The 26,009-nt window shown below is 64.9% G+C and carries 21 protein-coding genes and 2 tRNA genes; 14 read left to right on the plus strand and 9 right to left on the minus strand.

The window, feature by feature from the left end:
* The first annotated feature begins 33 nt into the window (after positions 1–33).
* The 9 genes from RDU83_00385 to RDU83_00425 all read left to right on the plus strand — a co-directional run bounded on the left by RDU83_00385 (position 34) and on the right by RDU83_00425 (position 14,492).
* Entirely contained in the window at positions 34–690 is a 657-nt protein-coding gene (locus RDU83_00385; GenBank protein MDQ7839465.1) for a hypothetical protein, read from the plus strand.
* A 19-nt stretch (positions 691–709) separates the two neighbouring features.
* On the plus strand, positions 710–982 hold the full coding sequence (locus tag RDU83_00390; GenBank protein MDQ7839466.1) for a hypothetical protein: 273 nt from the start codon (positions 710–712) through the stop codon (positions 980–982).
* Positions 983–1,172: 190 nt separating this feature from the next.
* Positions 1,173–4,577: a helicase-related protein gene (locus RDU83_00395; protein MDQ7839467.1), complete on the plus strand. Its 3,405-nt coding sequence runs from the start codon at positions 1,173–1,175 to the stop codon at positions 4,575–4,577.
* Complete coding sequence (locus tag RDU83_00400) at positions 4,574–6,358, plus strand: ATP-binding protein (protein ID MDQ7839468.1); 1,785 nt, start codon at positions 4,574–4,576, stop codon at positions 6,356–6,358. Before RDU83_00395 ends, RDU83_00400 begins: the two co-directional genes overlap by 4 nt.
* A gap of 59 nt (positions 6,359–6,417) precedes the next feature.
* The gene (gene sigH / locus RDU83_00405) at positions 6,418–7,050 is read left to right on the plus strand and encodes an RNA polymerase sporulation sigma factor SigH (GenBank protein ID MDQ7839469.1); all 633 of its coding nucleotides are present in this window, start codon (positions 6,418–6,420) and stop codon (positions 7,048–7,050) included.
* Positions 7,051–7,082: 32 nt separating this feature from the next.
* Positions 7,083–10,217 (plus strand): DUF1156 domain-containing protein, encoded by a 3,135-nt coding sequence (locus RDU83_00410; GenBank protein ID MDQ7839470.1) that lies wholly within the window; start codon positions 7,083–7,085, stop codon positions 10,215–10,217.
* A 13-nt stretch (positions 10,218–10,230) separates the two neighbouring features.
* Positions 10,231–13,008: a DUF499 domain-containing protein gene (locus RDU83_00415; GenBank protein ID MDQ7839471.1), complete on the plus strand. Its 2,778-nt coding sequence runs from the start codon at positions 10,231–10,233 to the stop codon at positions 13,006–13,008.
* A gap of 381 nt (positions 13,009–13,389) precedes the next feature.
* The gene (locus tag RDU83_00420; protein MDQ7839472.1) at positions 13,390–14,097 is read left to right on the plus strand and encodes a hypothetical protein; all 708 of its coding nucleotides are present in this window, start codon (positions 13,390–13,392) and stop codon (positions 14,095–14,097) included.
* The gene (locus RDU83_00425) at positions 14,094–14,492 is read left to right on the plus strand and encodes a hypothetical protein (protein ID MDQ7839473.1); all 399 of its coding nucleotides are present in this window, start codon (positions 14,094–14,096) and stop codon (positions 14,490–14,492) included. The genes RDU83_00420 and RDU83_00425 overlap by 4 nt, the downstream gene beginning before the upstream one ends.
* 254 nt (positions 14,493–14,746) lie before the next feature.
* Here the strand turns inward: RDU83_00425 and RDU83_00430 are convergent, their stop codons facing one another.
* The 3 genes from RDU83_00430 to RDU83_00440 form a co-directional block, all read right to left on the minus strand.
* Positions 14,747–14,968 (minus strand): hypothetical protein, encoded by a 222-nt coding sequence (locus tag RDU83_00430; protein ID MDQ7839474.1) that lies wholly within the window; start codon positions 14,966–14,968, stop codon positions 14,747–14,749.
* Positions 14,969–15,206: 238 nt separating this feature from the next.
* On the minus strand, positions 15,207–15,506 hold the full coding sequence (locus RDU83_00435; GenBank protein MDQ7839475.1) for a hypothetical protein: 300 nt from the start codon (positions 15,504–15,506) through the stop codon (positions 15,207–15,209).
* Between the two features lie 244 nt (positions 15,507–15,750).
* Entirely contained in the window at positions 15,751–15,987 is a 237-nt protein-coding gene (locus RDU83_00440; protein ID MDQ7839476.1) for a CDGSH iron-sulfur domain-containing protein, read from the minus strand.
* Between the two features lie 113 nt (positions 15,988–16,100).
* On the opposite strand from RDU83_00440, the gene RDU83_00445 reads away from it, so the two are divergent.
* Positions 16,101–16,487: a hypothetical protein gene (locus RDU83_00445; GenBank protein ID MDQ7839477.1), complete on the plus strand. Its 387-nt coding sequence runs from the start codon at positions 16,101–16,103 to the stop codon at positions 16,485–16,487.
* A 113-nt stretch (positions 16,488–16,600) separates the two neighbouring features.
* Here RDU83_00445 and RDU83_00450 read toward each other — a convergent pair whose 3' ends face one another.
* Both RDU83_00450 and RDU83_00455 read right to left on the minus strand, forming a co-directional pair.
* A complete protein-coding gene (locus RDU83_00450; protein ID MDQ7839478.1) occupies positions 16,601–19,693 on the minus strand; it encodes an efflux RND transporter permease subunit in 3,093 nt (1,030 codons plus the stop codon).
* Entirely contained in the window at positions 19,690–20,967 is a 1,278-nt protein-coding gene (locus tag RDU83_00455; protein ID MDQ7839479.1) for an efflux RND transporter periplasmic adaptor subunit, read from the minus strand. Before RDU83_00455 ends, RDU83_00450 begins: the two co-directional genes overlap by 4 nt.
* Before the next feature lie 97 nt (positions 20,968–21,064).
* On the opposite strand from RDU83_00455, the gene RDU83_00460 reads away from it, so the two are divergent.
* Positions 21,065–21,646 carry a hypothetical protein gene (locus RDU83_00460; protein ID MDQ7839480.1) on the plus strand — a complete coding sequence of 194 codons (582 nt, stop codon included), beginning with the start codon at positions 21,065–21,067 and terminating at the stop codon, positions 21,644–21,646.
* Here RDU83_00460 and RDU83_00465 read toward each other — a convergent pair.
* Both RDU83_00465 and RDU83_00470 read right to left on the minus strand, forming a co-directional pair.
* Positions 21,624–23,039, minus strand: coding sequence for a glycosyltransferase family 39 protein (locus RDU83_00465; protein MDQ7839481.1), 1,416 nt, complete (start codon positions 23,037–23,039; stop codon positions 21,624–21,626). The genes RDU83_00460 and RDU83_00465 overlap by 23 nt on opposite strands.
* A 2-nt stretch (positions 23,040–23,041) precedes the next feature.
* Positions 23,042–23,764 (minus strand): uracil-DNA glycosylase, encoded by a 723-nt coding sequence (locus RDU83_00470; protein MDQ7839482.1) that lies wholly within the window; start codon positions 23,762–23,764, stop codon positions 23,042–23,044.
* A 56-nt stretch (positions 23,765–23,820) separates the two neighbouring features.
* Between RDU83_00470 and RDU83_00475 the strand changes: the two genes are divergently transcribed.
* A tRNA-Val gene (locus tag RDU83_00475) sits at positions 23,821–23,895 on the plus strand.
* Between the two features lie 16 nt (positions 23,896–23,911).
* Complete coding sequence (locus RDU83_00480) at positions 23,912–25,015, plus strand: aminopeptidase (GenBank protein ID MDQ7839483.1); 1,104 nt, start codon at positions 23,912–23,914, stop codon at positions 25,013–25,015.
* A 12-nt stretch (positions 25,016–25,027) separates the two neighbouring features.
* On the opposite strand, the gene RDU83_00485 is transcribed toward RDU83_00480, so the two are convergent.
* The gene (locus tag RDU83_00485) at positions 25,028–25,300 is read right to left on the minus strand and encodes a hypothetical protein (GenBank protein MDQ7839484.1); all 273 of its coding nucleotides are present in this window, start codon (positions 25,298–25,300) and stop codon (positions 25,028–25,030) included.
* Between the two features lie 107 nt (positions 25,301–25,407).
* Here RDU83_00485 and RDU83_00490 point away from each other — a divergent pair.
* A tRNA-Thr gene (locus tag RDU83_00490) sits at positions 25,408–25,482 on the plus strand.
* Between the two features lie 93 nt (positions 25,483–25,575).
* On the opposite strand, the gene RDU83_00495 is transcribed toward RDU83_00490, so the two are convergent.
* Positions 25,576–25,932, minus strand: a complete 357-nt coding sequence (locus RDU83_00495; GenBank protein ID MDQ7839485.1) for a hypothetical protein — start codon at positions 25,930–25,932, stop codon at positions 25,576–25,578.
* Positions 25,933–26,009 lie beyond the last annotated feature (77 nt).

The raw sequence follows: 26,009 nt of genomic DNA on the forward strand, positions 1-26,009 counted from the left end.
GAGCACGCAAATTCGATGTGGGAGGGACACGCGATGGAACAGAATCGACGGCCTCAGATCTTCAGGTACGTTACCAAGGACAAGGTCCTGGACATTGGGGACCTGTTGGATCCCGACCCCAAGCGCTGCAAGGTGCGCTTCATCCTGCTGCAGTTCGGGCGGGACTTCAAGGCGACCACCCGTGCGCTGCACTACGCGGACGCCGACGACCTGGAGGTGGTCTGCTGGGACATCCTCCACGGGACGTTCCGGGAATGGACAGACCACAAGGGCTCCGTGCGCGATGGGACCTGCCTGGCCCGGGTGCTGAGCCTGCGCAAGGACCCGAAGTACGACAACCCCTATGTCCTGCAGATCCGGAACGGCCCAGGCCAGGTCATCGGGCAGGGGGCGGTCAAGCTGGTCAAGGCCGAGGTCACCCTGAGCCTGCTGCTGTCGGAGTTTGATGCCCGGCGCCTCTGCCTCACGGTCCTCGACTACATCCGCGCGTGGAAGCAGGTGCACTTCGGGGAACTGGCGAGGGCGCGGGTTCGTGTCGCCGCCAGGGAGAAGGCTGGCGAACATGGTCAGGACTTCCGGCCGGTGGGGGCTCCCGCTGGCAACGGGCAGGTCAGGGTAGCTTCCAGCGGGCCTCGGATTGCAGCGATGGCGGAGCGGACTGCTGTGACGCGTCGGTTGGCTTCAACTTGACAGGGACCTGGGCTTAGTGGTGCCCCAGCTGACGGCTACCGTAGTGGAGGCCCCCGCTACTGGCTCGCAGGTTGCGACGCTGATCGCGCTGGCAGCAGAGCTGGGGCTTCCGGGGGAGGGCGGCCGCCGATGGCTGGCCGATCAGGCGGGTGGGACGCCTTCGGAGCAACTCACCCGGGGAGGGGCCAGCCGGTTGATTGAGCGGCTGCTGCGGATGAAGCGGATCCTGGACAGTGACCGCGGTCAGCCAGCGTCGGCGAGGCCGTGGGACGGCATGTCGCTGGGCAGGTAACTCCGCGTCCGCTACAGTAATGGTACCGTTCGATAGGTGCCTTACCGCAGGCTGGCGAACGGAAGCACAGCGATCTTGACGAAGCGTCTTCTGGCGGTGCCCGGACGGTGGTTCAACCGGTGTGGAATGTGGAAAAGGAGGCCTGCTTGGGCCTTGAGGAGTAGTATGAACCGCACTGAGGGTCTTGGCGATGGCTGATTCCGCCCGGCATGCCATTCGACCCGGCGCTGTCCTGGAGGGCCCGCAGTTCAGCGAGCCCATGCGGGTCGTAACCGTCCAGCCCGAGGGCGACGGCCGATTCGTGCTCGGGCTCGTCGGCACGCGCACACAAGTCTTCCGCCAGGTGCAAATTACTGCCGTGGACCTAGACGGGCTCAAGATACTCTCCACTGACTTCACCTTCCAGGGGGATGGGGCGCTACTCCGTCTGGGTCTGCAGGCATACACCCTGGGAATCGCGTATGAATACGACCCCTACTTCGCCCTCTCGATCTCGCGTGTGGATCCACTCCCCCATCAGCTCGAGGCGGTCTACGACGTATTGCTCAGATTGCCACGCGTGCGCTTTCTGCTTGCCGACGACGCAGGAGCCGGCAAGACCATCATGGCGGGCCTATTGCTGAAGGAGCTCAAGCTGCGCGGCCTGATTGAGCGAACACTGGTCGTCTGTCCGGCCAACCTCACCTTTCAGTGGCAGCGCGAGCTCCGCGATAAGTTCGACGAGAAGTTTCTTGTACTCAAAGGGGCAGACCTTCGGGTCCAATACGGTGTCAATCAGTGGCTCGAGCAGCCCCAAGTCATCACCTCTCTCGACTTGGCGAAGCGCAGTGATGTCCTCCCCAGCCTCCGCCAGGCCTCATGGGACCTCGTTGTCGTGGACGAGGCGCACCGCATGTCCGCCTACGCCGAGGACAAGAAGAGCTTGCGCTACAGGTTAGGTGAGCTGTTGAGTGAGACCACCGATCACTACCTGCTGCTAACGGCTACTCCGCACAAAGGCGACCCCAGCAACTTCACCCTGTTTCTGCGCCTCCTGGACGCGGACGCGTACGCTGATGTGCGCTCTATCCGTGAAGCGATGAAGCGGCGCCGGGCGCCATTCTACCTCCGGCGGACCAAGGAGGCGATGGTTCACTTTCCCGAGCAGGGACCCGACGGAACGTGGGAGGCGCGCAAGATCTTCACCAAGCGTATCCCGCGCACAGTACGCTTCGCGATTCAAGGAGATGAAGAGGCGCTCTACCGCGCCGTCACGAGGTACGTCCGCAACCAGAGCAGCCGGGCCGCAGCTCAGGAAGCGGATCCTCGCGCCCGCGCGGTTGGATTCCTGATGTCCCTGTACCAGCGCCGGCTGGCGTCCAGCACGATGGCCCTCCGGCACTCGCTGGCCAATCGGGCGAGGCGGTTTGAGGAGGGTCTGAAGCGCGCGGAACTACTCCTCGCCACAGCCCCCCCGGACCTTCCGGATCCGGAGGAACTCGAAGAGATGGAGGAGGCCGAGAGAGAGCGCCTGGAGGAGATCCTCGAGGCGTTTACGCTAGCCCAGAATCCACAGCAGGTCCGCGAGGAGATCGCCGAGTTGCGCGATCTCGCAGACCGGGCGCAGGCGGTCATAGATGCGGGGGTCGAGGCCAAACTTTCGAAGCTGCGGGGGCTGCTGCAGGACGAGGGGTTCTTCAGCCGGGCCGACCAGCGCTTGCTCATCTTCACGGAGTTCAAGGACACCCTGGGCTACCTGGTTGACTGCTTTCGCCAGTGGGGATTCAAGGTAGGATTCATCCACGGCGGTATGCGGCCGGGATCGCGGGACGAGCCCGGTACACGTCTACACACTGAGCAGCAGTTCTGGGAAGGCGAGATTCAGGTGCTCGTGGCGACCGAGGCTGCTGGCGAGGGCATCAACCTACAGGTCTGCCATATCATGTTCAACTACGACATCCCGTGGAATCCGAACCGCCTCGAGCAGCGGATGGGCCGGATCCACCGCTACGGGCAGACGAAGGACTGCTTGATCTTCAACTTCGTGGCTAGCAACACCGTCGAGGGAAGAATCCTGGAGCGCCTAATGGAGAAGCTCCAGGAGATCCGCAATGCGCTAGACGACGATGCGGTCTTCAACGTTGTTGGGGAAGTCCTGCCGGCCGGACAGATCGAACGGGTCCTCCGCGACTTCTATGCCGGCCGCCTAGACGAAGCAGACCTCGAGGACCGGGTGCTGCGCGACGTTCAGGAGGACCGGTTCCGAGCGATCTGCCAGCACGCCCTTGAAGGGCTGGCGACGCGGACGCTGAACTTGGCTATGCTCGTCGAGCGCCGCGCTCGGGCCCAGGAGCGTCGGATCGTCCCAGAGACCGTCGCCCGATTCGTGGCTCAGGCCGCGCCGCACGCCTCGCTGACGCTGCGTCCTGTGGCATCGCTGCCCCACACGTTCGATCCAGGGCCCACACCGGTGGCCCTGCGCCACCACGCGCGCGCCCAGGACTGGCACCTGCCCTCGCTGGCCAACCGCTATCCACGGCTCACCACCGACCGGGAGACCGCCGATCGGCACCACCTGGAGTGGGTCACCCCTGGGCACCCGCTGTTCGAAGCACTCCGGCGGCACTCGATGGATGCGGCGCGTCCGGCGCTGGCGTCCGGCGCGTGCTTCTACTCGCTTAGCCACCAAGGTCCCGCTCGTCTGGATGTGTACCGTGCCCGCGTGGTAGACGGCCTCGGGCAGGTCGTGCACGAGCGTCTGTTTGCTGTCGAGGTTGCCGAGGACGGCGCCGCGGTGCGGGATGCCGCTCTGTTGGGCGACCTGCTGCTTGCGCCGGCCCCCGCCGACCTGCCCGCCGTGGCTTCGCTACCCGAATCCAGGGACGTCCTCCAGCAGCGGGTGCTCGATGCCTTCCTGGCGGAGGTGCGCACCGAACGTCTGGACGAGGTAGATCGCATCGCCACACATGTGGAGGTGGCCCTGACCGAACTCATTCAACGCGAGGACGAGAAGATCGGCAGGTTCGCCGAGGACAGGGATAGAGGCGTTGAGGGGGCCACCGGGCTATTGGCTGCGACCGAGGGGCGGCACGCTGATCTGGTGGCCCGACGCGAACGCCGGCGCCAGGAACTGGCACGTCAGCGCGCCCTCACTCTCCAGAGCGTCGATCGCATGACCAGCATCCTGATACTGCCCCACCCCGAGCGTGAAAGGCCCGAAATTCGCCGCCTCCAACCGGACCCGGAAACCGAGCAGGTCGCAATGGAAGCCGCGATGGTGTTCGAGCAGCAGGCTGGCCGTCAGGTGCTCGATGTGCATACCGAGAACCTCGGCTATGATCTGACGAGCATTGATCCTCGGGGCGGAGAGGTGCGCCTCATCGAGGTGAAGGGCCTTGCAGGAGACGGGGGGGATATCACACTGACACCCAACGAGTACCGCGTGGCGCAGGATCGGCGGGACTGCTACTGGCTCTACGTGGTTACAAACTGTCGGACGGAGGCCCCGCGGCTGTCCCAAGTTAAGGACCCTGCAACCTACGCGTGGCAGTCTGTCCGCCGGGTTGAGCACTATGTTCTCCCTGCTTCTCGGCTGGTGGAGGCGGAACGACAGTGACCCCGGAAAGCCTCCGAGAACTTCTCGCGATCGGCGAAACGGTTGCCGTAGAGTTCAAGGGGGAGCGGCACCGGGCGCTCTCAGACGACGAGTTGGTGGAGGCCGTCGTCTGCCTTGCCAACCGGGACCGTGAGCCCACGGGTTGGCTGCTAATCGGCGTGGAGGACGATGGGGTTGTAACCGGTGCCCGGCCCCGGCACGGTGCGGGAACCGATCCGCTTCGGGTAGTGGCGCTAGTCGCGAACAAAACGGTCCCGTCATTGTCAACGCGCTGCTCTATCGTGCCTTGGGATGGCGAGCAGGTGATCGCCATAGAGGTGCCCCGCGCCGAGCAACCCGTTGGGACCTCCGACGGCAAGTACGTGCGGCGGACGATCCTTGGGCGCGGCGAGCCCGGATGCCGGCCTTTTCACTTTCACGAGATACCGTCCGCACTGGCGCACCGAGGGAAAGTTGATCCCAGCGCGTTCGTCGTTGAGGGTGCTACCTGGGAGGATGTCGACCCCATCGAGGTTGAGCGCTACCGGCGGGCGGTACGCGAGAGTGGAGGACGAGGCGACCGCGCTCTCGTTGAACTCTCGGATGAAGAATTGGCCAAAGCCCTGGGAGTGGTTGAAGGGAACTATCAGATCAGCCGGATCCGGCTCGCGGGGCTTCTACTCTTTGGGCGGGAGGCTTCACTCCAACGGCTGCTGACTACCCACGAAGTGGCCTTTCAAGTGCTCCGCGGGACTGCTGTCGAAATCAACGAGTTCTTCCGATGGCCACTTCTGCGATCCTTTGAAGAAGTTCTGACACGGTTTCGGGCACGAAACCGCGAGGAAGAGGTAATGATGGGCCTCTTCCGGATTGGAGTCCCCGACTACCCGGAACGCGCATTTCGCGAAGCCCTGGCTAATGCGCTCCTTCATCGCGACTATGCGCGGCTGGGAGCGGTTCATGTGCAGTGGCACGACGACCGCATCGAAGTCTCGAATCCCGGCGGATTTGTTGAAGGGGTCCACCTCGGGAATCTCCTGGTCACACCACCCAGGCCCCGCAACCCCCTCCTCGCCGACGCGTTCAAACGGGCCGGCCTCGTTGAGCGCACAGCGCGGGGCATTGACACGATCTTCGAGGACTTGCTCAGAACGGGAAGGCCCGGGCCCGACTACAGTCGATCGGCAGAGACTGACGTCATGGTCGTCCTCCCTGGCGGCCCGCCAGTTCTTGAGTTTGTCCGTCTCCTCCATGATGAGGAGCGCCGGTTGGGGCGTCTTTTCGGAGTCGATGAGCTTCTCGTTCTCCATCACTTACGTTCAGCACGGCGTATTGATATCGCTGAATTGAGCCGGCTCGTCCAGAAGCCTGATGTAGATGCGCGGCGGGTATTGGAAGGGCTGGTGGAGGCTGGCCTGATTGAGGGGCGAGGTGAGAGACGAGGACGCGTATATCACTTGGCTGCGGCGGTATACCGACGGCTCGGCCAGCCGGCCGCTTATGTCAGAACCAGGGGGTTTGAGGCCGACCAGCAGAAGCAGATGGTGGTGCAGTTCGTCGAGAAGCACGGGCGCATCGCGCGGCGCGAGGTCGCCGAGTTGTGTAAGCTATCGTCCGCCCAGGCGCGCACGCTACTGGGCCGGCTCGCCGAACAGGGGGTCTTGATCCTCCATGGAAGAAAGCGTGGAGCGTACTATGAGCGTGGAGCCAAAGATATGGCAAAATCCAAATCGCGTTTGAGCAGAGCCAAAAAAGGCCATTCCGCCGCCAAATCGAGCAAGCGCCCGGAAAGGGAGGCCTGAGGACCGCACCCTTGGCGAAGGGCCACCCTGCAGCAGTGAACCCCCGAGGAGAGGCTTCGATGCTGGAGCCCGTCCCGTTTCTGCCAATCGAGCAAGAGCTTCTCCTGCTGGCCAAGGCAGGAAACGAACATGCTTTCGAGGCTCTCCTCCGCCGCTACGAGTGGCTCGTACGCGCTCGGGCCCGGAGCTTCTTCCTTCAGGGGGCCGAGTACGAGGACCTCATCCAGGAAGGCATGATTGGTCTCTTCAAAGCCGTGCGCGATTTCCGCGCAGATGGCGGCGCATTCAGATCCTTCGCCGATCTCTGCATCACACGGCAGATCATCACCGCCGTCAAGACGGCCTCTCGCCAGAAGCACATCCCGCTGAACTCCGCCTTCTCTCTAGAAGCGCCTCGGTATGACGGCAACGGGGACCGGACAGTCGGCGATACCGTCAGCGACCAGGCCGCGCCTCTCGATGCCGTCTTTCTGCAGACGGCCGAAGTGCGGGCCGTTATGGATGTCTTGCGGCAGCGCCTGTCGGCTTTCGAGTTCTTGGCGCTGACCCTGTGGCTTGAGGGCCGACCATACGACGAGATCGCCCGGCGCCTCGGCAAGCACATCAAGTCCGTGGACAACGGGCTCTGGAGGGTCAAGTGCAAGATTCGACGCCTGCTGGGTGCGGGCGTCATTCCCCGAGGTGACATCTGAGTCTCCCCCGGGACTGCCGTCGCCTGATTGAGGTGGACTTCCCGATCGCCGCGGTCAGCAGGCACTCGGCGCGGGAGAAGTCCATCCGGCACGGGCATCCCAGCACGCTGCACCTGTGGTGGGCCAGGCGACCGTTGGCGGCGTGCCGGGCAGTCCTGATGGGATTGCTCCTCCCCGACCCCTGCGATTCTCACTGTCCGCCTGCCTTCAAGGAGGCTGCGCGGAAGGCACTGGCCCCGGTGCGGGGATCCGGCGACGGCTCCAGCGACAAGGCGCTCCGGAAGTCGCTGCTGGGATTCATCGCTGACTTCAGCAACTGGGACCACGCGGCGAACCCAGCGTTCCTCGATGCGGCCAGGATGCTGGTTCGTGGGGCCCATCCTGACGGCCCGCCGCTGGTTGTGGATCCATTTGCCGGCGGTGGCAGCATCCCCCTGGAAGCCCTCCGGGTGGGGTGTGAGGCGTTCGCCAGCGATCTCAATCCCGTGGCCTGCCTCATCCTGAAGGTGCTCCTCGAAGACATCCCCCGCTACGGGCGGGCGAAGATACGGATTCCGACCGCCGGCGGAGGAGTGGAAGAGGTAGAGGGCCTGGCCGAGGCGGTGCGTCGTGTCGGCGCGCAGATCAAGGTTGCAGCCGAGAGGGAGCTCGCTGGCTTCTATCCGCCTGACTCCGATGGCGCACGCCCCATCGCCTACCTGTGGGCGCGGACGGTGCGGTGTGAGGCTCCCAAGTGCGGTGCGGAGATTCCGCTGGCGCGATCGTTCTGGCTTTCGAAGAAGGCGAACAGGCGGCGGGCGCTCCATTTGCGCATCGAACGGCCCAAGGGCCACCCTCCGGAAGTGGCCTTCGAGGTCTTTGAACCGGAGCGGGAATCCAAGGTGCCAGAAGGCACCGTAACGCGAGGGCACGCTACATGCCCAGCGTGCGGCACGGTGCTGCGGGTCGAGCGGGTGCGGGCGCAGCTCAGCGTTCAGCATGGGGGCGCGGATACGGTGTTCGATGAGCGCGACCGGCGCAAAGGTGGGGCGCGGCTGCTGGCTGTGGTGACGGTTCGCCCCGGGGAGCGGGGACGGCATTATCGGGTGCCGACTCAGCGGGACTACGATGCGGTGCGAAGGGCTGCCGAGGTACTTGAGAAGAAGATCAAACATCCGCTGCCGAACGGCCTGGCGCCGGTTCCAGATGAACCGCTGCCTCCAGAAGGTACGCTAGGCTTTCGCGTCCAGAAGTATGGTATGCGCACCTGGGGCGACCTGTTCACGGCGCGGCAGAAGTTGGCGCTGGTGACGCTGGCGGAGAAGGTACGAGGGAGTGCAGGTGGCGAGGAGCGCCTGAATTCGGCACTTGAAGACTTGGCCGCGTTGGTTCTTGGTCGCGTGGCTGATCAGCAATCAAGCCTCGTCCGTTGGCTTCAAACTATCCAGGCGGTTGCAAGCACATTCGGACGCCAGGCATTGCCAATCGTGTGGGATTTTGCTGAACCGAATCCTATGTCAGGCACGGGTGCCAACTTTGACGGAGCACTCGAATGGGTTGCCCGTGTCGCCAGCGCCTGGCCCGGGTCACAGACCTCCGGGCAAACGCAGATCGCAGACGCCACCAACTACCCGCTGCCAGACGACGCAGCAGGCGTCTGGTTCACCGATCCGCCCTACTACGATGCAGTGCCTTACGCTGATCTCTCTGATTTCTTCTTCGTCTGGTTGAAACGAACATTACCAAATCATCCGTTGTTACGTGATCCCTTCAACCCAGAGAATCCCCTCACGCCCAAGACGGCTGAGATTGTGCAGAATGAGGTCAGCCGCGTTGACGGTCGCGTCAAGGACCGCCAGTTCTTTGAAGAAAGCATGGCCCGCGCCTTCACCGAAGGACGGCGTGTGTTACAGGACGATGGCGTCGGAGCTGTCGTCTTTGCGCACAAGAGCACGGAAGGATGGGAGGCGCTCCTATCGGCCATGGTACGAGCGAGATGGGTCGTCACGGCCTCCTGGCCGATAGTCACAGAACGAGGAGTGCGACCTCGGGCTCGTGAGGCTGCTGCCCTCTCCGCCAGCATTCACCTCGTTGTCAGGCCACGGCTTGAGAGCGCTCCAATTGGTGATTGGGGCGACATCATGCGTGAGCTTCCCAAGCGCATCCAGGATTGGATGGACCGGCTCTCAGCGGAGAGGATCCGCGGCGCGGACCTGGTCTTCAGTTGCATCGGTCCCGCGATGGAGCTGTTCAGCCGCTACCCGCGGGTGGAGACGGCCGACGGCGAGGAGGTGGGCCTGGCCAGCAATCCTGCGGCGCGATCCGAGGCAGCGCGCAACGGTTTCCTCTGGTACATTTGGCAGGTGGTCGGCCGAATTGCCCTCCAGCGCGTGCTCGGCGGTCCGGATGGCCGGGTGGGCGGCGACCCCGCTGGGGCTCTGGAAGAAGACGCCCGCCTGACCGCACTGTTCCTGTGGACGCTCCAGAGTACGGAGAACGGGAACAACGGGAAGCGGCCATCAGCCCAGGTTGGAGTTGAAGAGGCTGAAGAAGAGGTGGCAACCGAGGAGGAGGATGAGGAGCCTCTCCCCAAACACAAGGGGGGCCTCACCCTTATCTACGACGTGGCCCGCCGCTTCGCGCAGCCGCTTGGCATCCACATGGAACTGTGGAATGGCCGTGTCATCGAGATCGAGAAGGGAATTGTCCGCCTGCTTCCGGTCGCCGAGCGGGCCCCACAGCTGTTCGGACGAGAGGGAGCCGAGGCAATGGCACAGCGCATCGTGGCGGCTCCGGAAGATCCCCAGGTACAGCTCTTCCCCGATGAGCGCGCAGGTGCAGTACCGGCGATCCGCGCACCGGGGCGGCGCGGGGCCATGAGGAGGCGACGGGCAATGACGGCTACTGCCGGCGCCGATGACGAGTCTGCTCAGGTCACAGTGGGGATCGAGCCCGAACACCCCTTCACCGCAACCCGGCGCGAGCCCACAACTCTCGACCGCATCCACGCCGCGATGCTCCTCCAGGCCTCCGGTCAAGCCGCGGCACTCCGGGCGCTGCTAGAGGCCGAGACAAGGCGCGGGCCCGACTTCTTGCGACTCGCCAACGCACTATCGGCTCTCTACCCGAAGACCAGCGAGGAGAAACGGCTGCTTGACGCCATGCTTCTCGCTGTACCGCGGCGGTAAGTTGGAGGTTCACATGGAACCCTGGTACAGAGTTACAATCCCCCGCCCTGAGGTTCGCGAAGGCCGCTCGTTCAACCCCGATGAGTTCGCCATCGCCCTGGAGCAGGTGGTGGCCGGAACCGCCCCCCAGGACTATCGGGACGCGACGCAGTTCTTTGCTCGGACCGTCTTCACGCGGGCGCTCCGGGAGCAGGTTGCGGTGACGCTGCGGCGGCTGAGCGGGCAGACTGAGGGTGCCCCGCCGGTGCTGGCGCTCGTCACCCAGTTCGGTGGCGGGAAGACGCATGTCCTGACGGCGCTCTACCACCTAGTGGAACACTCGAAGGCCTCGCTCCGCAATCCTGAAGTGCAGGCGGTGTTGAAGGAGGCGGGTCTCTCGAGCATTCCAAAGGCCCGATGGGCGGTGTTCGTCGGCAACGCCTGGGATCCTCAGCCGGGGCGAGAGACTCCGTGGATTGATCTGGCGCGTCAGCTCGCCGGAGACGGCGGCGTTGCTGCGCTGGGGCTGGACGCCCGCGAGGCGCCTCCCGGCACCGAGGCGCTTGGGCGGGTGTTCGAGGCCGCCGGCGGACGTGTGCTGATCCTCATGGACGAGGTGTTGAACTTCCTCAACCGGCGCAGGCCGATGGCCGAGCCGTTCTACGCCTTCCTCGACAATCTCGTGCGGGCCGTGACCGGAACCACACACTGCGCGGCGGTGATCAGCCTCCCCCGCAGCCGCACCGAGATGGCAAGTGAGTGGGAGATGGAGTGGCAGGAGCGCATCACCAAGATCGTGCGGCGGATTGCCCGCGAGCTACTCGCCAATGACGAGAGCGAAATCAGCGAGGTGGTTCGACGACGCCTGTTTGAGGACCTGGGGCAAGAGCGCGCGCGGCGCAGCGTGGCGCGCGCCTATGCGGACTGGTGTTTTCAGTGGCGCGCCCAGCTCCCTCCCGAGTGGACCACTATCGCGGCCGAAGCCGTCGAGGCCAAGGCCCGCGAGTCGCTGCAGCGAAGATTTGAGGCCTGTTATCCATTCCATCCGGCAACGCTCTCCGTCTTTCAGCGGAAGTGGCAGACGGTTCCCCAGTACCAGCAGACCCGCGGGACGCTGGCGATGCTCGCGCAGTGGATCTCGTGGGCGTATCGGGAGAACCACCAGCGAGCACGGCGTGAGCCCCTCATAACACTGGGATCGGCTCCACTCGAAGTCAGCGAATTCCGGACCACTGTGCTGGGCCAGCTTGGCGAGCACCGGCTGAACCCGGCCATCGAGCATGACGTTGCGGGAGAACACAGCCACGCGCTCTCTCTCGATGCCGATGCCAAAGGTGCGCTTCGCGACATCCACCGGCGCGTGGCGACGGCCATCTTCTTCGAGTCTTCGGGCGGAATGGTAGACAAGGTGGCCCATCTTCCGGAGCTTCGTTTTGCGCTGGGGGAGCCCGAGCTGGACGTCGCGACCATCGACAATGCAGTGGATGCGCTTGAGAAGCGGGCCTACTACCTGAGAAAGGTTGGAACCGACGGGTGCCGCTTCGGGTTCACGGCGACCCTTAGGAAGGTTGTCGCCGATCGGCGGGCGTCGCTCGACGAGGAGCGGGAGGTCCGCCCGGCGGTACGGCAGTCGGTGAAGAATGAGTTTGCCCGCGGGGCGAACCTGCCGGTCGTGTACTTCCCCGAGGGCGGAGATGTGGTTCCCGACTCGCCACAATTGACGGTTGTCGTATTGGATCCAGACTTCACATGGGACGGCACGGAGGGCCCTCAGGCGCGCCTCGCCGAGTGGACGCGACAGCGAGGGGTTGACACACGACGTTACCCAGCGGCGTTGGTGTGGTGCGCCAAGAAGTCCGGCCGCGCGCTGCAGGACCGGGTCGAGATGCATCTTGCCTGGAGACGGGTCGCAGATGAACTGGCCGCAGGGCTGCTGGGGGCTGAGGTGGACGCCTCAGACCGGCGGGAGGTAGCCGGCAAGTTGAGGGATGCCGATGAGGACGTGAGGGAAGAAATCTGGGCCAGCTATGGCTACCTTGTGGTGGCTGACCGGACGGTCCCAGCGGGCGTGAAGGTCATTGACCTCGCCGGTGGGTACGCCAGCACGGGCCAGACCCTGACGGCACGCGTCGTGGCCACATTGAAGGCAGAGGGCCTGCTCACCGAATCGGTGGGAGCCGGGTACGTCGGCCGCAACTGGCCGGTGGCGCTGCGCGAATCGGGGGTCTGGCCGCTCCAGGGCCTGCGACAGTCGTTCCTGGACGGATCGCTCACGCGTCTGATTGACCCGGAGCGCACACTGCGGGAGCAGATCGTTCGCTGGGTCGAGGCTGGAGAGTTCGGTCTTGGCTCGGGGCAGCGGCCAGACGGGAGTTTCCAGAGGGTATGGTTTAAGGAGGCTGTTGGGTCCGAGGAAGTCACTTTCGACGCGCAGACGTTTCTCATCACCCAGGAGAAGGCGAAGGATTTGACCCAGCCGCCGGCGCCGATTGAGTCCTCGCCGATCACAGTTAGAGGGGACAAGGCCGGAGAGCCGGTGGCCCCGCCCGTCTCGGCTACTCCAGCCGGCACAGCAATCTTTGCCATTCGCGTACACGGCCCCATTCCGCCCGAGGTTTGGAACAAGTTGGGGGTGCGCCTGATACCTAGATTGAAGACCGGGCAGAGTCTTTCCATGGGATTCGAAGCCCGGGTTCAGGTTCAGGGCGAAATGGGACGCCATCTGGAGCAGGAACTGAGACAGGTATTGTCAGAACTCGGGCTCGTGGACACGGTTACAGTGGAGGTTGAAATGTGGCAACAGGAAAGTTAGCGGGAGACAGGCGGGTTGTCCATCGCGGCCAGTTGGTGGTCGATGATGGATGAGAGCGGCACCAGCAGACGGACCTTCGTGAGATTCCGAGGAGAATGCAGCAAAGAGGTGCCAAATGACACCCAGGCAGACCACAGCAAGCACCACAGGTCCACCGCCCCCGGTTTCCAAGGACACCCGACAATAATAGAGGGAGGTCCACGCGGGAGACGGAGGGACAGCGGTGGTCACAGCCCAACGCCCACACGAGAATCGGTGGTCCGCTCGCAAGAAGGCTGACGCGGTCGTGCGCCTGCTGAGAGTTGAGGCGAGAAAGGTCTGGGCGTCGAGGGTAGCCAACCCAGTAGGAGTGAGCTGCTGGACGGTGGGGGGTGGTCAGGAGTGGGTCAGGAGACCTATCTAGGAGTCGGTCTGTACTCCGTCCCCGAGGCGGCAAGAATCATCGGGGTGAAGACAGCAAAGCTGCGGCGCTGGGTCAGTGAGTACGCGTACGAAATGCGAAACGTTCAGTACTATCACAGACCCATCATTCAGAGGTTCTTCGGTGATGGGGACCAACCCATAGTCTTCCTTGAACTGGTCGAACTCCTATTCGTGCGCCTCTTTCGTCGTGAGGGCGTCTCGATGCAGACCATCCGCAAAGCTGCTCGGTCTGCAGCCCAACTCTTTGAGACGCCATATCCGTTTGCTGTAAAGCGATTCGACACAGACGGGAAACGTATCTTTGCCACACTGCTACAGAGTGCCCGCGCTGAGGAATCTCCAGACCGGAGATTCATCGAGGAGCTTGGGAAAGGCCAACTCGTATTCGAGTCGGTAGCCTCCCTCTTTTTCAGGAAACTGGACTTTGGCTACGCGGAGGCGTTGAGATACTGGCCTCTGGGCCGCGAAGGGCGCATCGTTCTTGACCCTGAGCGAAGCTTCGGCAAGCCTATTGATGCACAGACCGGAGTCCCTACTAGGGCACTGCACGATGCTGTCTACACTGGAGGTGAGCGACCCGAGGTGGTCGCTGAGTGGTTCGATGTTCCCTTGGTTGCTGTCAAGACCGCAGTCGCGTATGAAGACTCACTCCTTGAAGCGGCGTGACCTATCTCTTTGATAATGATATCTCGCCCAAACATGCTGATGTGCTAAGGCTCTATGGTGTGGTGACGCGCACCGTCCGCTCAGAGTTTGGACAAGATGCGAAGGACCGCGACTTCATACCCCAGCTTCAAGGCAGCGGGTGGGTCATCGTCAGTGGCGACCGTCATATCACAACAAGGCCCCCCGAGGCGCGGGCCCTTAGGGCCAGCGGCGTAACGGCTCTATTTCTCGGCCCCTTCTGGAGGAAGCTGTCTCTAAAGGAGCAAGCGGCCTGGCTTCTAAGAAACTGGGACAAGATTGACAAGACCACCACGAGCTACAGACAGGGAACCATCGCACGGGTGAAGCAAAACGGAAACATTGAGGTCATCGAGTCCCCGCAGCCCTCGCCTTAGGTAGATTGTTAGCGGTCATGCAACAATCCCCAGGTCGGGTCACCGAGAACTCCCCACCCTCCAACCCAAGAGAGGAGGGTGAGGATGACAGCGGTGGACGAAAGAATCCCTGAACAGAACTCGCTCCGGGAGGCTGAGATGATTGGTCGTGACCGATGGGAGGAGATTCACCGGCTTGCGGCCGGGCATGTGACCGTAGCGGAGATTGCCCGACGCCTGGATGCCGATCGCAAAACCGTTGCACGCTGTTTGTGTCAACGCCAGGAGGCGTGGCAGCCGTATCGACGATCGGCGCCGACGGAGACGCTCCTGACACCGCACGTGACCTTCTTGCAGGCGCGCGCGGTCGCGGTCGGGTACTCGGCGCGGACAACCTCGAGGGCATCATCGGCAAGCGCCTGGATCTGGGGCCAGTCGAGCCCGGCCGCTTCCGCCCGGTGCACCGTACCGGTGATGGTGCCAAGCCCGACCCGCAAGATGAGACCGCCCCAAGAGTCACTTCTGCCTGAGAATTTCCCGTGTGTGCCGCATGCACAGTCGCTCGGTCGCCATCCTCCCCTCCTCTGGGGTGGACAGCAGGCCCGACCATCCAGCGCCGCAGCGTGTGGGCTATCCCCTCGTGCCAGGATACCCGATCGCCCCCGTTCACGATCGACCGATCGAGGCGTTCACGATCCTCCGATCTTCATGTTCACGATGCGCCGATATTGGTGTTCACGATGGTCCGAAACGAGCGATCACGATGGACCGAAACCCGCACTTGCTGCACAGGCCGCCGGAGGTTTCCCAAAGCCGGCGGAGGGCGCCGACGACCGCGGCGTCATAGCGCACCCAGGCCCGGCGATGCGGCCGCGAGGGCGGAGGCCCGTGGCGCAGGAGGCTGACGGCGTACTTGCGGTGGTACCCGGTGGCCTTCGTGAAGGCGTCCAGAATCTTGGTCTTCTCGGATCGAGGAGCCGACCGGTAGTGGGGGTGGAGGGCCTGGAGGAGCTGGCGCTTGGCAAGGGGAGACATGGGTCTGACCGAACCTCCGATCCTGGAGATGAGCTCGGTCAGATTTTCGATGAGGCAACGGCCCCTCCCAGGGTAAGATTCTCGGCGAGGCAATGCGGCGTGTAGCGTAGTAGATGCCAGGGTGCTATCCTACCTGTCCGGGGGACAGCCTCAGGCAGGTCCTACGTGGAAAACACGTTGCAAAAGACGCGCCTCTCGCGAGATTCAGGAAGCAAGCGGTGGCCAGCGCGAGAGAATCGGCCTTTCAAGCCGGTAACGCGGGTTCGAATCCCGCTGGGGGCACCAGTTCGATCTCGGCGGCTCCGGCCTCGAAGCCTATTCTGCGGTGCGTGCTGTCGCAGAAGGGCTTGTTGCTCGACTGGCCACACCGGCACAGCTTAACCGGACTAGGTTTCTTCTCCGCGGCCTCGCCTGACCGGAAGGACAGCTCGCTCTCCGTGTGCAGGATGATCGGGCCGTTCTCACGGAAGGTGATCTTCATGGTTGGCACCTCCAGAGGTCTGCGGTTGTAGTGCAGTCGTTCTTCGGCAGACCCCGGGGTACCTACCAGGACGGCCGCTGCAGGATGATGCCCGCGGATGGAGAACGGTCCCCGTGAACTACTCGAAGGAGGTGATGGGTGTGGAAAAGCTCCGATTGCCCGTAAAGCTGGACGCTATTTATTCTTTTCTTCTCGGTCTTGCTATGCTTTCTCCGTCCCTTGCCGCCAGTGTTTTCGGTCACGAGGTCAAGGACCCGGGATTGCTCCTCACTCTCTCGGGGCTCTTCATCGGGCTCGGTGTGTTGGTCTGGGTCATCGCGGGCGACATCGAGAAGTACGGCGGCCTTGCGAGCGCCCTGGTATTCGTCCTGTTGATCAGCGCGGTGTTCCTCGTATGGGGCTGGACGACGAACCTGTACACGGCCCGGACCGTACTCGTTCCGTTGATCATCAACATCGTTCTCGCAATCTGGATCTGGTCGGCTAAGCCGAAATCCTGAGGGGCTCCAGAGGATAGACGGCCGGGCGCAACCAGCCCCGGTCAGCAGGGGAGGCTCCCCCACCTCGGGGGAGCCTCCTGGTTTCACTTGCCGTCTTGGCCTTGCTCGCTGTCCTACTTCCCGTCGCCCGGTTCCACCACGCCCTCGGGCACGGGCCGCCGGTTGCGGCCATGCACCCACTGGGCGGCGCGGTCCATCAGCACGTACAGCGCGGGAATGAGCAGGAGGCTGCCGATCGATGAGGTAATCAGCCCGCCCACGATCGCCCGGGCCATCGGCGACTGCATCTCGGACCCTTCCCCAAACCCGATTGCCAGCGGGAGCAGCCCGAACACCGTGCTCAGCGTCGTCATGAGAATCGGCCGCAGCCGACGCTGGCCGGCCCGCGCAATCGCCTCCCGCAGGGGTACGCCCTCGTTCTGCAACTGAAGCGAGTACGTCATGAGGACGATGGCGTTGTTGACCGCGATTCCGACGAGCACGATCGTGCCCAGGCCCGACTGGACGTTGAGCGTCGTGCCTGTCAGCAGCAGCGCGGCCACTACTCCGACCAGCGCGAACGGCACCGCGGCCATTATCAAGAACGGTTCCAACAACCGCTCGAACTGCGAGGCCATCACCATGTAGACCAGGACGAGCGACATGAGGAAACCCGCGAACAACTGAGCGAAGGACTCCTGCTGGTCCTGGAACTCGCCGCCGAACGCGATCGAGAATCCCAGTGGCAGGCGTTCCGCGAGCACCGTGGAGCGAACGTCGCGCAGGGCGGCACCGACGTCGCGCCCGCTGATGTTACCTGTAACCGTGATGATGCGCTCCCGGTTGCGGCGCTGGATCTGCGTTGGCCCTGGCGCGCCGGTGACCGTGGCGAGTTGCCGGAGCGGCACGATGCCTCGCGGCGTGGCTATCGGTAGGCCGCCCAGTTGGTCCGGCGTGGCGCGGTCGGACTCCTGCAGGCGTACGACCACGTCAATGTCGTCGCCTTCGCTGCGGAACAGCGCGGCGGTCGTTCCGCCGACATAGGTCTTGACCGATGCCGCGACCTGGGCGGCGGTCATTCCGAAGGTCGCGGCCCTGGCCGGATCCACCTGCACCACGAACTCCTCGGCGCTCTCTTCGCGACTTACTTGAAGATCGGTGACACCGGGCACGGCCTCCAGGACTCCACGCAGCCGGCGCGCGGTCGCGTTCCCGGCCTCGAGGTTGAATCCCCGCAGGTCAATGCTGATCGGATCCGGAGAGCGGAAGATGAAGAGCGAGCTGGACGGCCTGAAGATGATCGTTGCGCCGGGTACGGTGATGCGGCGCCGCAGGTCTGCTATTACCTGACGCGTAGGTGGGGCGCCCGGCTCCAGGCTTACCCGGAAGGTGCTGGTGTGTGATGCCCCCGCGCCGCCGAAGCCGCCGCCCACGAACGTGGCAACCATTCCAACCCCGGGCGTCTCTTCGATCAACGTCTGCTCGAGGCGTCGGATTGTGCGATCCGATACTTCAAGCGCGGTTCCCCGCGGCAGGTTAACGATCATGAAGAGCTCGCGCTCGTCCGAGCTGGGGAAGGTCTCGCGGCCGATCAGCGGCAGCGCCGACCAGGTGAGCACGATGAGGGCGATGGAAGGCAGCACCACCAGGCTGGGCCTGCGCATCACCGCTGTCAGGAGGCGCCGGAACGCGTCCTCGAGGGCGAGGAGCCTCCGCTCGACGGCGGTTGCCAGGCGGCCGGCCAGGCCCCTGCCGTGCCCGATTGTCAGCGCCCGAGATGCCAGCGACGGGATCAGCGTCAACGCGATTACCAGCGAGCACGCCAGCGAGAACGTCACGACATAGGCCAGGGGCCGGAACATAACGCTGGATATACCGGTTGTGAAGAACATCGGTAGGAACACCACGATCGTGGTAAGGGTGCTGGCCACGATCGCGGTGCCTACCTCGCGGGTGGACTCCTCCGCGGCCAACCGTGGAGGCCGACCCTCCTCGCGGTGGCGGAAGATGTTCTCAAGCACGACGATGGAGCTGTCCACCAGCATCCCAATTGCCAGGGCCAGCCCGCCGAACGTGATCAGGTTGAGCGTGAGCCCGCCCGAGAACATCAACAGGAATGTGGCCAGCACCGAGATGGGGATGGCCGTGGAGATGATCAGCGTACTGCTGATGTTGCGAAGGAAGGTCAGCAACACCATGACCGTGAGCACGGATCCGATCATGGCGGCCTGCTGGACATTTTGCACCGAGCGGCGGATGAACCGGCTCCCGTCGTTGACGGTCGTGAGTTGCACCTGCGGGAACTGTTCTCCGAGCTGGGTGGCGACCTGAATGACCCGCCTGGCAACCGCGACCGTGTTCGTTCCGGACTGCTTGGATGCCGCGATCAGGACCGCCGGGCGGCCGTTGATTCGGAAGAGAGACGTAGCGTCGGCCAGGGTGTCCTCCACGCGCCCAACGTCAACCACTCGCACGGGCACGCCCCCACGGACGGCCACGACGGTCTGCCCGATCGCGTCCGGCGAGGAGAACCGGCCGACGGTCCTCACGATCCGTCGCTGCGGGCCTACCCGCACGTCTCCTCCGGGTTCGCTGGTGCTCTCGGCGCGCAGCGCCTGTGAGACCTCCCGATCGGAGACCCCCAGCGCCTCCAGGCGGCGGGCGTCGAGGCGCACCTGGATAATCCTGCTTCGCGTCCCGCGCACGTCCACATTGGCCACGCCCGCGACCTGTTCCAGACGCGGACGGAACTCGTTCTCGGCCAGATCCCGGAGCGCGCTCAGATCCCCCCGCCCCTCGATGGCGATCTGTACGATGGGCATCAGGTTGGGGTCGAACTTGGACAGCCGCGGCGTCTCCGCACCGGAGGGCAGCCGGCTGCGCACCCGGTCGATCGCCGGCCGTACATCGTTGGCGGCGGCGGACAGGTCCGTGCCCCATGGGAACCGGAGCGTGATCGAGCTGCGGCCCTCGATGGAGTTCGAGGAGACCTCGGTGACGCCCGGCACGGTGCTGAACGCGTTCTCCAGGAGGATCGTGACCTCGCGCTCGACCTCCTGGGGCCCGGCGCCGGTGTAGTTCGTGATCACCGAGAGGGTGGGGTAGGAGATGTCGGGGAGGAGATCCACCGGGAGCCGCACGAAGGCGACCACCCCCAGGAAAGCGAGGGCCAGGTACGCCATTGCCGTGGTGACGGGCTTTGCGATGGCGAAGCGCGAGAGGTTCATGGCTTCTGCTGTTTCGGGGCGCCGCTGCCCGTGCGAACCTTCATCCCATCACGGAGCCCCTGCTGGCCCAGCGTCACGATCGTCTCGCCGGCGCTCAGGCCCTCGACTATCTCGGATCGGCTGCCCTCCACGTATCCTACGCGTACCGGGCGCTCCTCGACGGTGTCATCCTTTAGCACGAACACCACAGAGTCGTCGCCCCGCCGCACCACGGCGTCCGAGGGCACTACGATCGCCTGGCGCTCGTCGAACACGACTGTTACCCTGGCGAACATCCCGGGACGCAGCGCGCGGTCGGCGTTTGGAATCACCACGACCGCACGGGCGCTCCGCGATCCGGCGTCCAAGGCCGGAGCGGTTCGGGCTATCGTCCCCTCGAACAGACGGCCGGGCAGAGCATCCACCAGGATCTTGACCGTACTGGTCTTGCGCAGCCGAACAAGATCGGTTTCAGGCAGGGGCACGTGCACCTCGATGGGTTGCACCCTTGCCACGGTGGCGACCACGGTCTGTGTCGAGATGACCGCGCCGGATTCAACGCCGACGCGAGTGACCACACCGCTGATCGGCGAGGTGATGCGGAGCTCCCGCAGCCGTGCCCGAATCTGGGCGACGGTTGCCTCCGCCTGCCGGATCGTGGCCTCCTGGGCCTCGACATCTTCGGGGCGCGGGCCGTGGCGGACGAGGGCGAGCTGCTCCCTCGCGCCTCGGAGTCGGGCCCTGGCCAGTTCAACATCGGTCAGGGCACGGTCCACCGCCGCTCTTGCCACGAGCCCATCGGCGAAGAGCTGCTGTGTACGCGCCAGGTCGCGCTCTGCCTGCGCAAGGGAGGTTTCGGCCTGGGTAACGGTTGCCTCCACCTGAGCCACCTCAGGCCCGCGCGGCGCGGCCCTCAGTTGAGCCAGGCGGGAACGCTGCACTTCAACCGAGGCCTCGGCCTGCTTGATGGTCAGCTCGAGCTCTGGGTCGTCGAGGCGCGCCACCAGCCCGCCGGCTGCCACCATCGTGCCTTCTTTGACAAGGACCGCGCCGAGCCGCCCTGATACGCGCGAGAATATGTCCACCACGGCCGAGGCGCGCACTTCCCCGGGGAACGTGCTCTGCTCGACCAGGCTCGTGGGATCCACGGTCTCCGTCCTAACCAGCGGCGCGGGCCGCTGCATCGGCTGCGCCGTCTCCTTGACGGTTGCGCGCCCGGAGATCCACCGGGTGGCGCCGAAGATCAGTCCGGCCACCACCACCAGCATCAATACAAACCGGATTGAACGCCACATCTAGCCTTCACCCTTGTGAGTAGATTCGCAAAGAGTTCTTGTGACCAAACACCCGATTGTCGTTAAGGCAGGACCGCACCGTTGCCGTTTGGCGTACATGGATGCTACGATTGCGGCGAACGCGGAGTTCCCCGCAACCCTTATGGCGACCGACCAACATCCAGCCGATTATACACCCGCCGGCGCGCGCGCGGCGACCTCCTTCGAACACGCCGGGCGGCTGCGGCACACCGCTGTCTCCCTCCGAGAGTGTGCCGCCCGCATCAGGCACAATCCCGCCATGGGGCAGGCGCCGAGCGACGTGTCGGATCTGCCGTACCTCCTGGAAAGCGCGGACCAGTTGCTCAGGTCAGTCCAAAGGGGCGCGGACGAGCGGGCGCGGGATCAGGCCGAGATCGGAGATACCGGGGGAAGCACCGGGGGAGGTCCCGGCGCGGAGGCCATCCGTGCCAGGCATGCGGCCATCGAACAGGCCGCACAGGATGCCGCGGCCGCGGTGACCGTGCTTCGGGAACTGCTCCTCTCGCCCGGAGCCGCGGTGCTTGATTCACCCTACGGCCGCAGTGCACCACTGCGCCACCACCCCGGGGCGCTGTGCGCCATTATCGCCGAGCGTGCCGAGAGCCTCGCCGGAGCGCTCGAGGCTGCGGCGATCATCAAGGCCAACGCAGCCCTCTGAAGCCGAAGCCCGGATAGAGCAGGACCTCGCGGCCATTGACTATGGGCACCACCGTGGGAGAGTCCATGCGCCCGAACGCGTCCGGAAGGCGGTCCTTGGGCGCTGCGTTGGGATGGTGCATGTAGACGCCGTCGCGCCCCAGCCAAGGTCCCGTAGGTTCCCACAGGTCGAACCCCCTGAAGGGTACCACCACCGGTGCGCGGTTGCGCAGGGAATAGATGAGCTGGCTGCCGGATTGGTACGTCTCTGCCAGAACGAACACCGCACCCTCGGGGCCCTGCTCCTTGAGCAGCCGCTCTACCTCAAGCGCGACCCTGGACCAGCTCTGCGCCTCGGCGTAGAACAGGCGCGCCGCCGGGTTGGGCACGGTGGCCAGGGCGACGATCGCCAGCGTAAGCGCTGCGCTGCTGACCACCGCGCCGCGCAGCACGCGCTGCGGCTTCCATGTATCCCACAACGCGGCTGCCGCGACCGCCGCGGCCATGAGCGCCGGGCCCGTGTAGTGGGGTTTGGCCAGCGCGCGGAGGCTGCCCGCAACCATCAGCGCCAGCGTGGGCAGGGCGCACCAGAGGAGAAACGCAAACCTCTCGTCGCTGCGTGCCCGCCTGGCCGAGCCCACCAGGCCCGCGATCAGCACCGCGAATCCCAGCGGCGCGAAGAATAGGAGCTGCGAACCCAGGTACGCCGTGAAGTTACCCAGCGGCGTCATGGGTTTGATCCAGGGCTCAATGACCCCCGCGCGCACGACCGTGGCCCATCCGTGCGTGAGGTTCCACCAGACCAGGGGCGCCAGCGCAATCGCGCCTGCCAGAACTGCCAGATACGGCCCTGGGGTGCGAAGCCATCGGCGCCCCGAAGGCGTGGCCAAAACAAACCCTGCCAGAGAGAGCGCGAGCGCACCGCCGGCAAGCTTGCTCTGGATGACCAGCCCGATCGCGGCGCCTGCGGCCGGCCACGCCCATCGGTCACCGCGTGTGGCCTTCCACGTCAATAGCATGGCCAGCAGCCAGAAGAACCCGAGCGGTCCATCCGGGGCCGCGATGATGCCGCCCACCGCGAATGCAGGCAGGATCGCAAAGAGCACCGCCGCACGCAGTCCGGCCGACGGCCCGAAGAGACCGCGCGCCAGCGCGTAGATGGTCAGCGTGGACGCGGCGCCCAGCAGCAGGGGGAAGAACCGTATAGCCGCCACCGAGTCACCCAGCAGACGCGTGCTTGCGGCCACGAGGCCGGCGATCATCGGAGGATGGTCCGGGTAGCCCCACATCAGGTGCCTGGACCAGACCCAGTAGTGGGTCTCGTCGTCCAAGATCGGCACACCGAAGGCCGCGGCGGTCCTGATCAGCGTGGAAACGATGATGACGGCCAGCAGACCCCGGGTGGAGGCGTCCATTCTCACACTGGTCTTCCCGCGCGCAGGACTGTCTGGCGCATCACCCGATGGAGCATTGCAGCGGTCAGCCTTCCCGTCTGGGTGTTCTGACGGCTCGGATGGTAAGAGGCGAGCAGTACCACCGGCCGAGCGCCCGGTCGCGCACCGGACCGCGCGATCAATGCCTCCGCCCCGTGCGCAAACACGGGCCGAGGATACGGCCGCTGCCATTCGAGGTCCGAGGCCGCGCGCAGCACCGCGTCAAACGCGACCCGCCCGAGCGCGACGATCACCCGCAGGCCGCGCAGAAGCAGGAACTCCTGGGGCAGGTATCCCCTGCAGGCATCCAGTTCCTCCGGCAGCGGCTTGTTGCCCGGCGGAGCGCAGCGGGCCGCGGACGCGAGGTAGGCGCCGCGCAGCCGCAGCCCGTCCCCGCTATGCTCCGAGGTGGGCTGGGAGGCCAGGCCCGCCCGGTGCAGTGCCGCCGTCAGGAAATCCCCGGAGCCGTCGCCGGTGAACATGCGCCCGGTGCGGTTGGCGCCGTGCGCGGCTGGGGCTAGGCCGACCAGCAGGATGCGGGCGCGCGCATCCCCGACCCCGGGCACCGGCCGGCCCCAGTAGTCCCACGAACTGTACTTCGGCCTGCGCTGCCGGGCCACGGTTTCCCGGTAGGCCACGAGCCGCGGGCAACGGCGGCATGCAACTATGGCGGAGTTGAGCGCGGCGAGAGATGAGTACTGAGTCATGACCTTCCTTGACGCTAGTTTTCGCACGGACCTATAATATTCCTTGCCGTCTTCGTGGGCGGTTAGCTCAGTGGAAGAGCGCATCCTTCACACGGATGAGGCCGCAGGTTCAAAACCTGCACCGCCCACCACCCCTGGAGGTCCGCGATGACTGACCCACGCCTCGCCAAGCTCGCTGAGGTGTTGACCCACTACTCGCTGAAGGTGCGGAGGGGCCAGCTCGTCCGCATCTCGGGCCCGGCGCTGGCCGCGCCGCTCATTGCCGAGGCGTATCGAGAGGCCCTTGAGGCCGGCGCGCACGTCCACACGCGCGTGAGCGTTGACGGGCTCGACGAGTTGTTCCTGAAGAAGGCTACCGACGAGCAACTGCGATACATCTCACCCCTGTCCGAGCACGAGGTCGAGAAGATTGACGCCGAACTTGGGATATTGGCCAACTACAACACCCGCTCCCTGACCGGCGTGGACCCCGTCCGCCAGGCCATACGCCGCGATGCCACCCGCGCTCTGAACCGGCGGTTCCTTGAGCGCGCCGCGAGCGGCGCGCTGCGCTGGTGCGGTACCCAGTACCCCACGCACGCCGAAGCCCAGGACGCCGAGATGTCGCTGTCCGAATACGAGGAGTTTGTGTTTGGAGCGGGACTGATCGACCAGCCGGATCCCGTCGCGGCATGGGAGAAGGTGCAGCGGGAGCAGGAGCGCATCGTACGTTTTCTGGAGACGAAGAATGAGCTGCGGCTGGCGGGGCCGGACATTGACCTGACCGTGCGCACCGGCGGCCGCCGGTGGATCAACGCGGCGGGCGAGCACAACTTCCCCGATGGGGAGGTATTCACCGGGCCGATTGAGACCGCCACGGCCGGGCGGGTGAGGTTCTCGTTCCCGGCCATCCACAGCGGGCGCGAGGTGCACGGGATCACCCTGACCTTTTCTGCGGGGCGCGTGGTCGAGGCAACGGCCGAGAAGGGCGAGGAGTTCCTGCGCGCGATGCTGGATCTCGATGCCGGCGCGCGCGTGCTCGGGGAGTTCGCCTTCGGTCTGAACTACGGCATTACCCGGTTCACGAAGAATATTCTGTTCGACGAGAAGATCGGCGGCACCATGCACCTGGCGGTGGGCGCGGCCTACCCCGAAACCGGCGGTACCAACACTTCAGGGCTGCACTGGGACATGATCTGTGACATGCGGGTCGGAAGCGAGGTCTGGGCCGACGGCGAGCCGATCTATCGGAACGGGTCCTTCCTGGTGTAGGGGCGGGCCGTTCTAGGAGCGCTCGATGTCCTCGATCAGCTCATCGAACAGCAGATGGGTTTCTTCGCTGACCTGATCCGCCATTTCGGCGTAGCGCTGGTGTTCCATTGCCTTGGTATGGATGTTGTTTAGCATGTTGGCTTCAATCTCGCGCAGGAACGCGACGACGTCGCTTCGTGGGAACTCGCCGTACTCCCTGTTCCTGAGCCGGCGCACGAACTCGTCGAGGCCCAGCATCTCGACCTGACAGAGCTGCTCGTAGATCTCCCATAGCCGCTCAGTCATGACGAACTCCCAAGACAGGTTCTCGTGTCGAACTTCGCGCGTGCCCCTCGGATTCCTTCATGCCCTGGTGCGGGAGCGGTCGGGTTTGCTACAATGATGCCGCCCGGGCCGGCGTAGCTCAGTGGTAGAGCAGCGCACTCGTAATGCGCAGGTCACGAGTTCGAATCTCGTCGCCGGCTCCAGCCAGGATGCAGAGGGTGTGGATTCCGATCCGCGCCTTCTTGCTTCGCACCAGGCCGGGTAGTGGCTCGATCCGGCGGACTGGTGTGGCGATCCTACTCTTCGGTCTGGCCGACGCTGGCGGCCTCGCACTCTTCCTTTGTTGCGAAGGCGCCGCCGTGCGCCTCTCTCGACGTGATGGCATACCTGCGGTCGAAGTCGATGCGCGCCGTCATCATGCGGTTGCAGCGGGTGCCCAGGACCTCTTTGTGCAGGGTGTAGCCATCCACTCCGTCGCCGAATTCCTGAACCAGATCCCACTGCCTGTCTGCGCGAACCCGCACGACCTCACCGCAGTGGCCGCAGCGTACGTAGAAGACGATGGCGTCCGGGTCCTCCATGCCGGTCGCTCCGGTACCCGACCTGGCGCCCTTGGCGCCCACGAGTGAGGCAAGCCTCCGCAGGAAGCTCATCGTGAATCACCCCGCTTCTCGTTCCCGGACTTCGGCAGGAACGCTGCCAAGCCCCCCGCCCCATCTCCCGCCCTCCC

Source organism: bacterium (assembly GCA_031082185.1).
In the GTDB taxonomy this organism is placed as follows: Bacteria; Sysuimicrobiota; Sysuimicrobiia; order Sysuimicrobiales; family Humicultoraceae; genus VGFA01.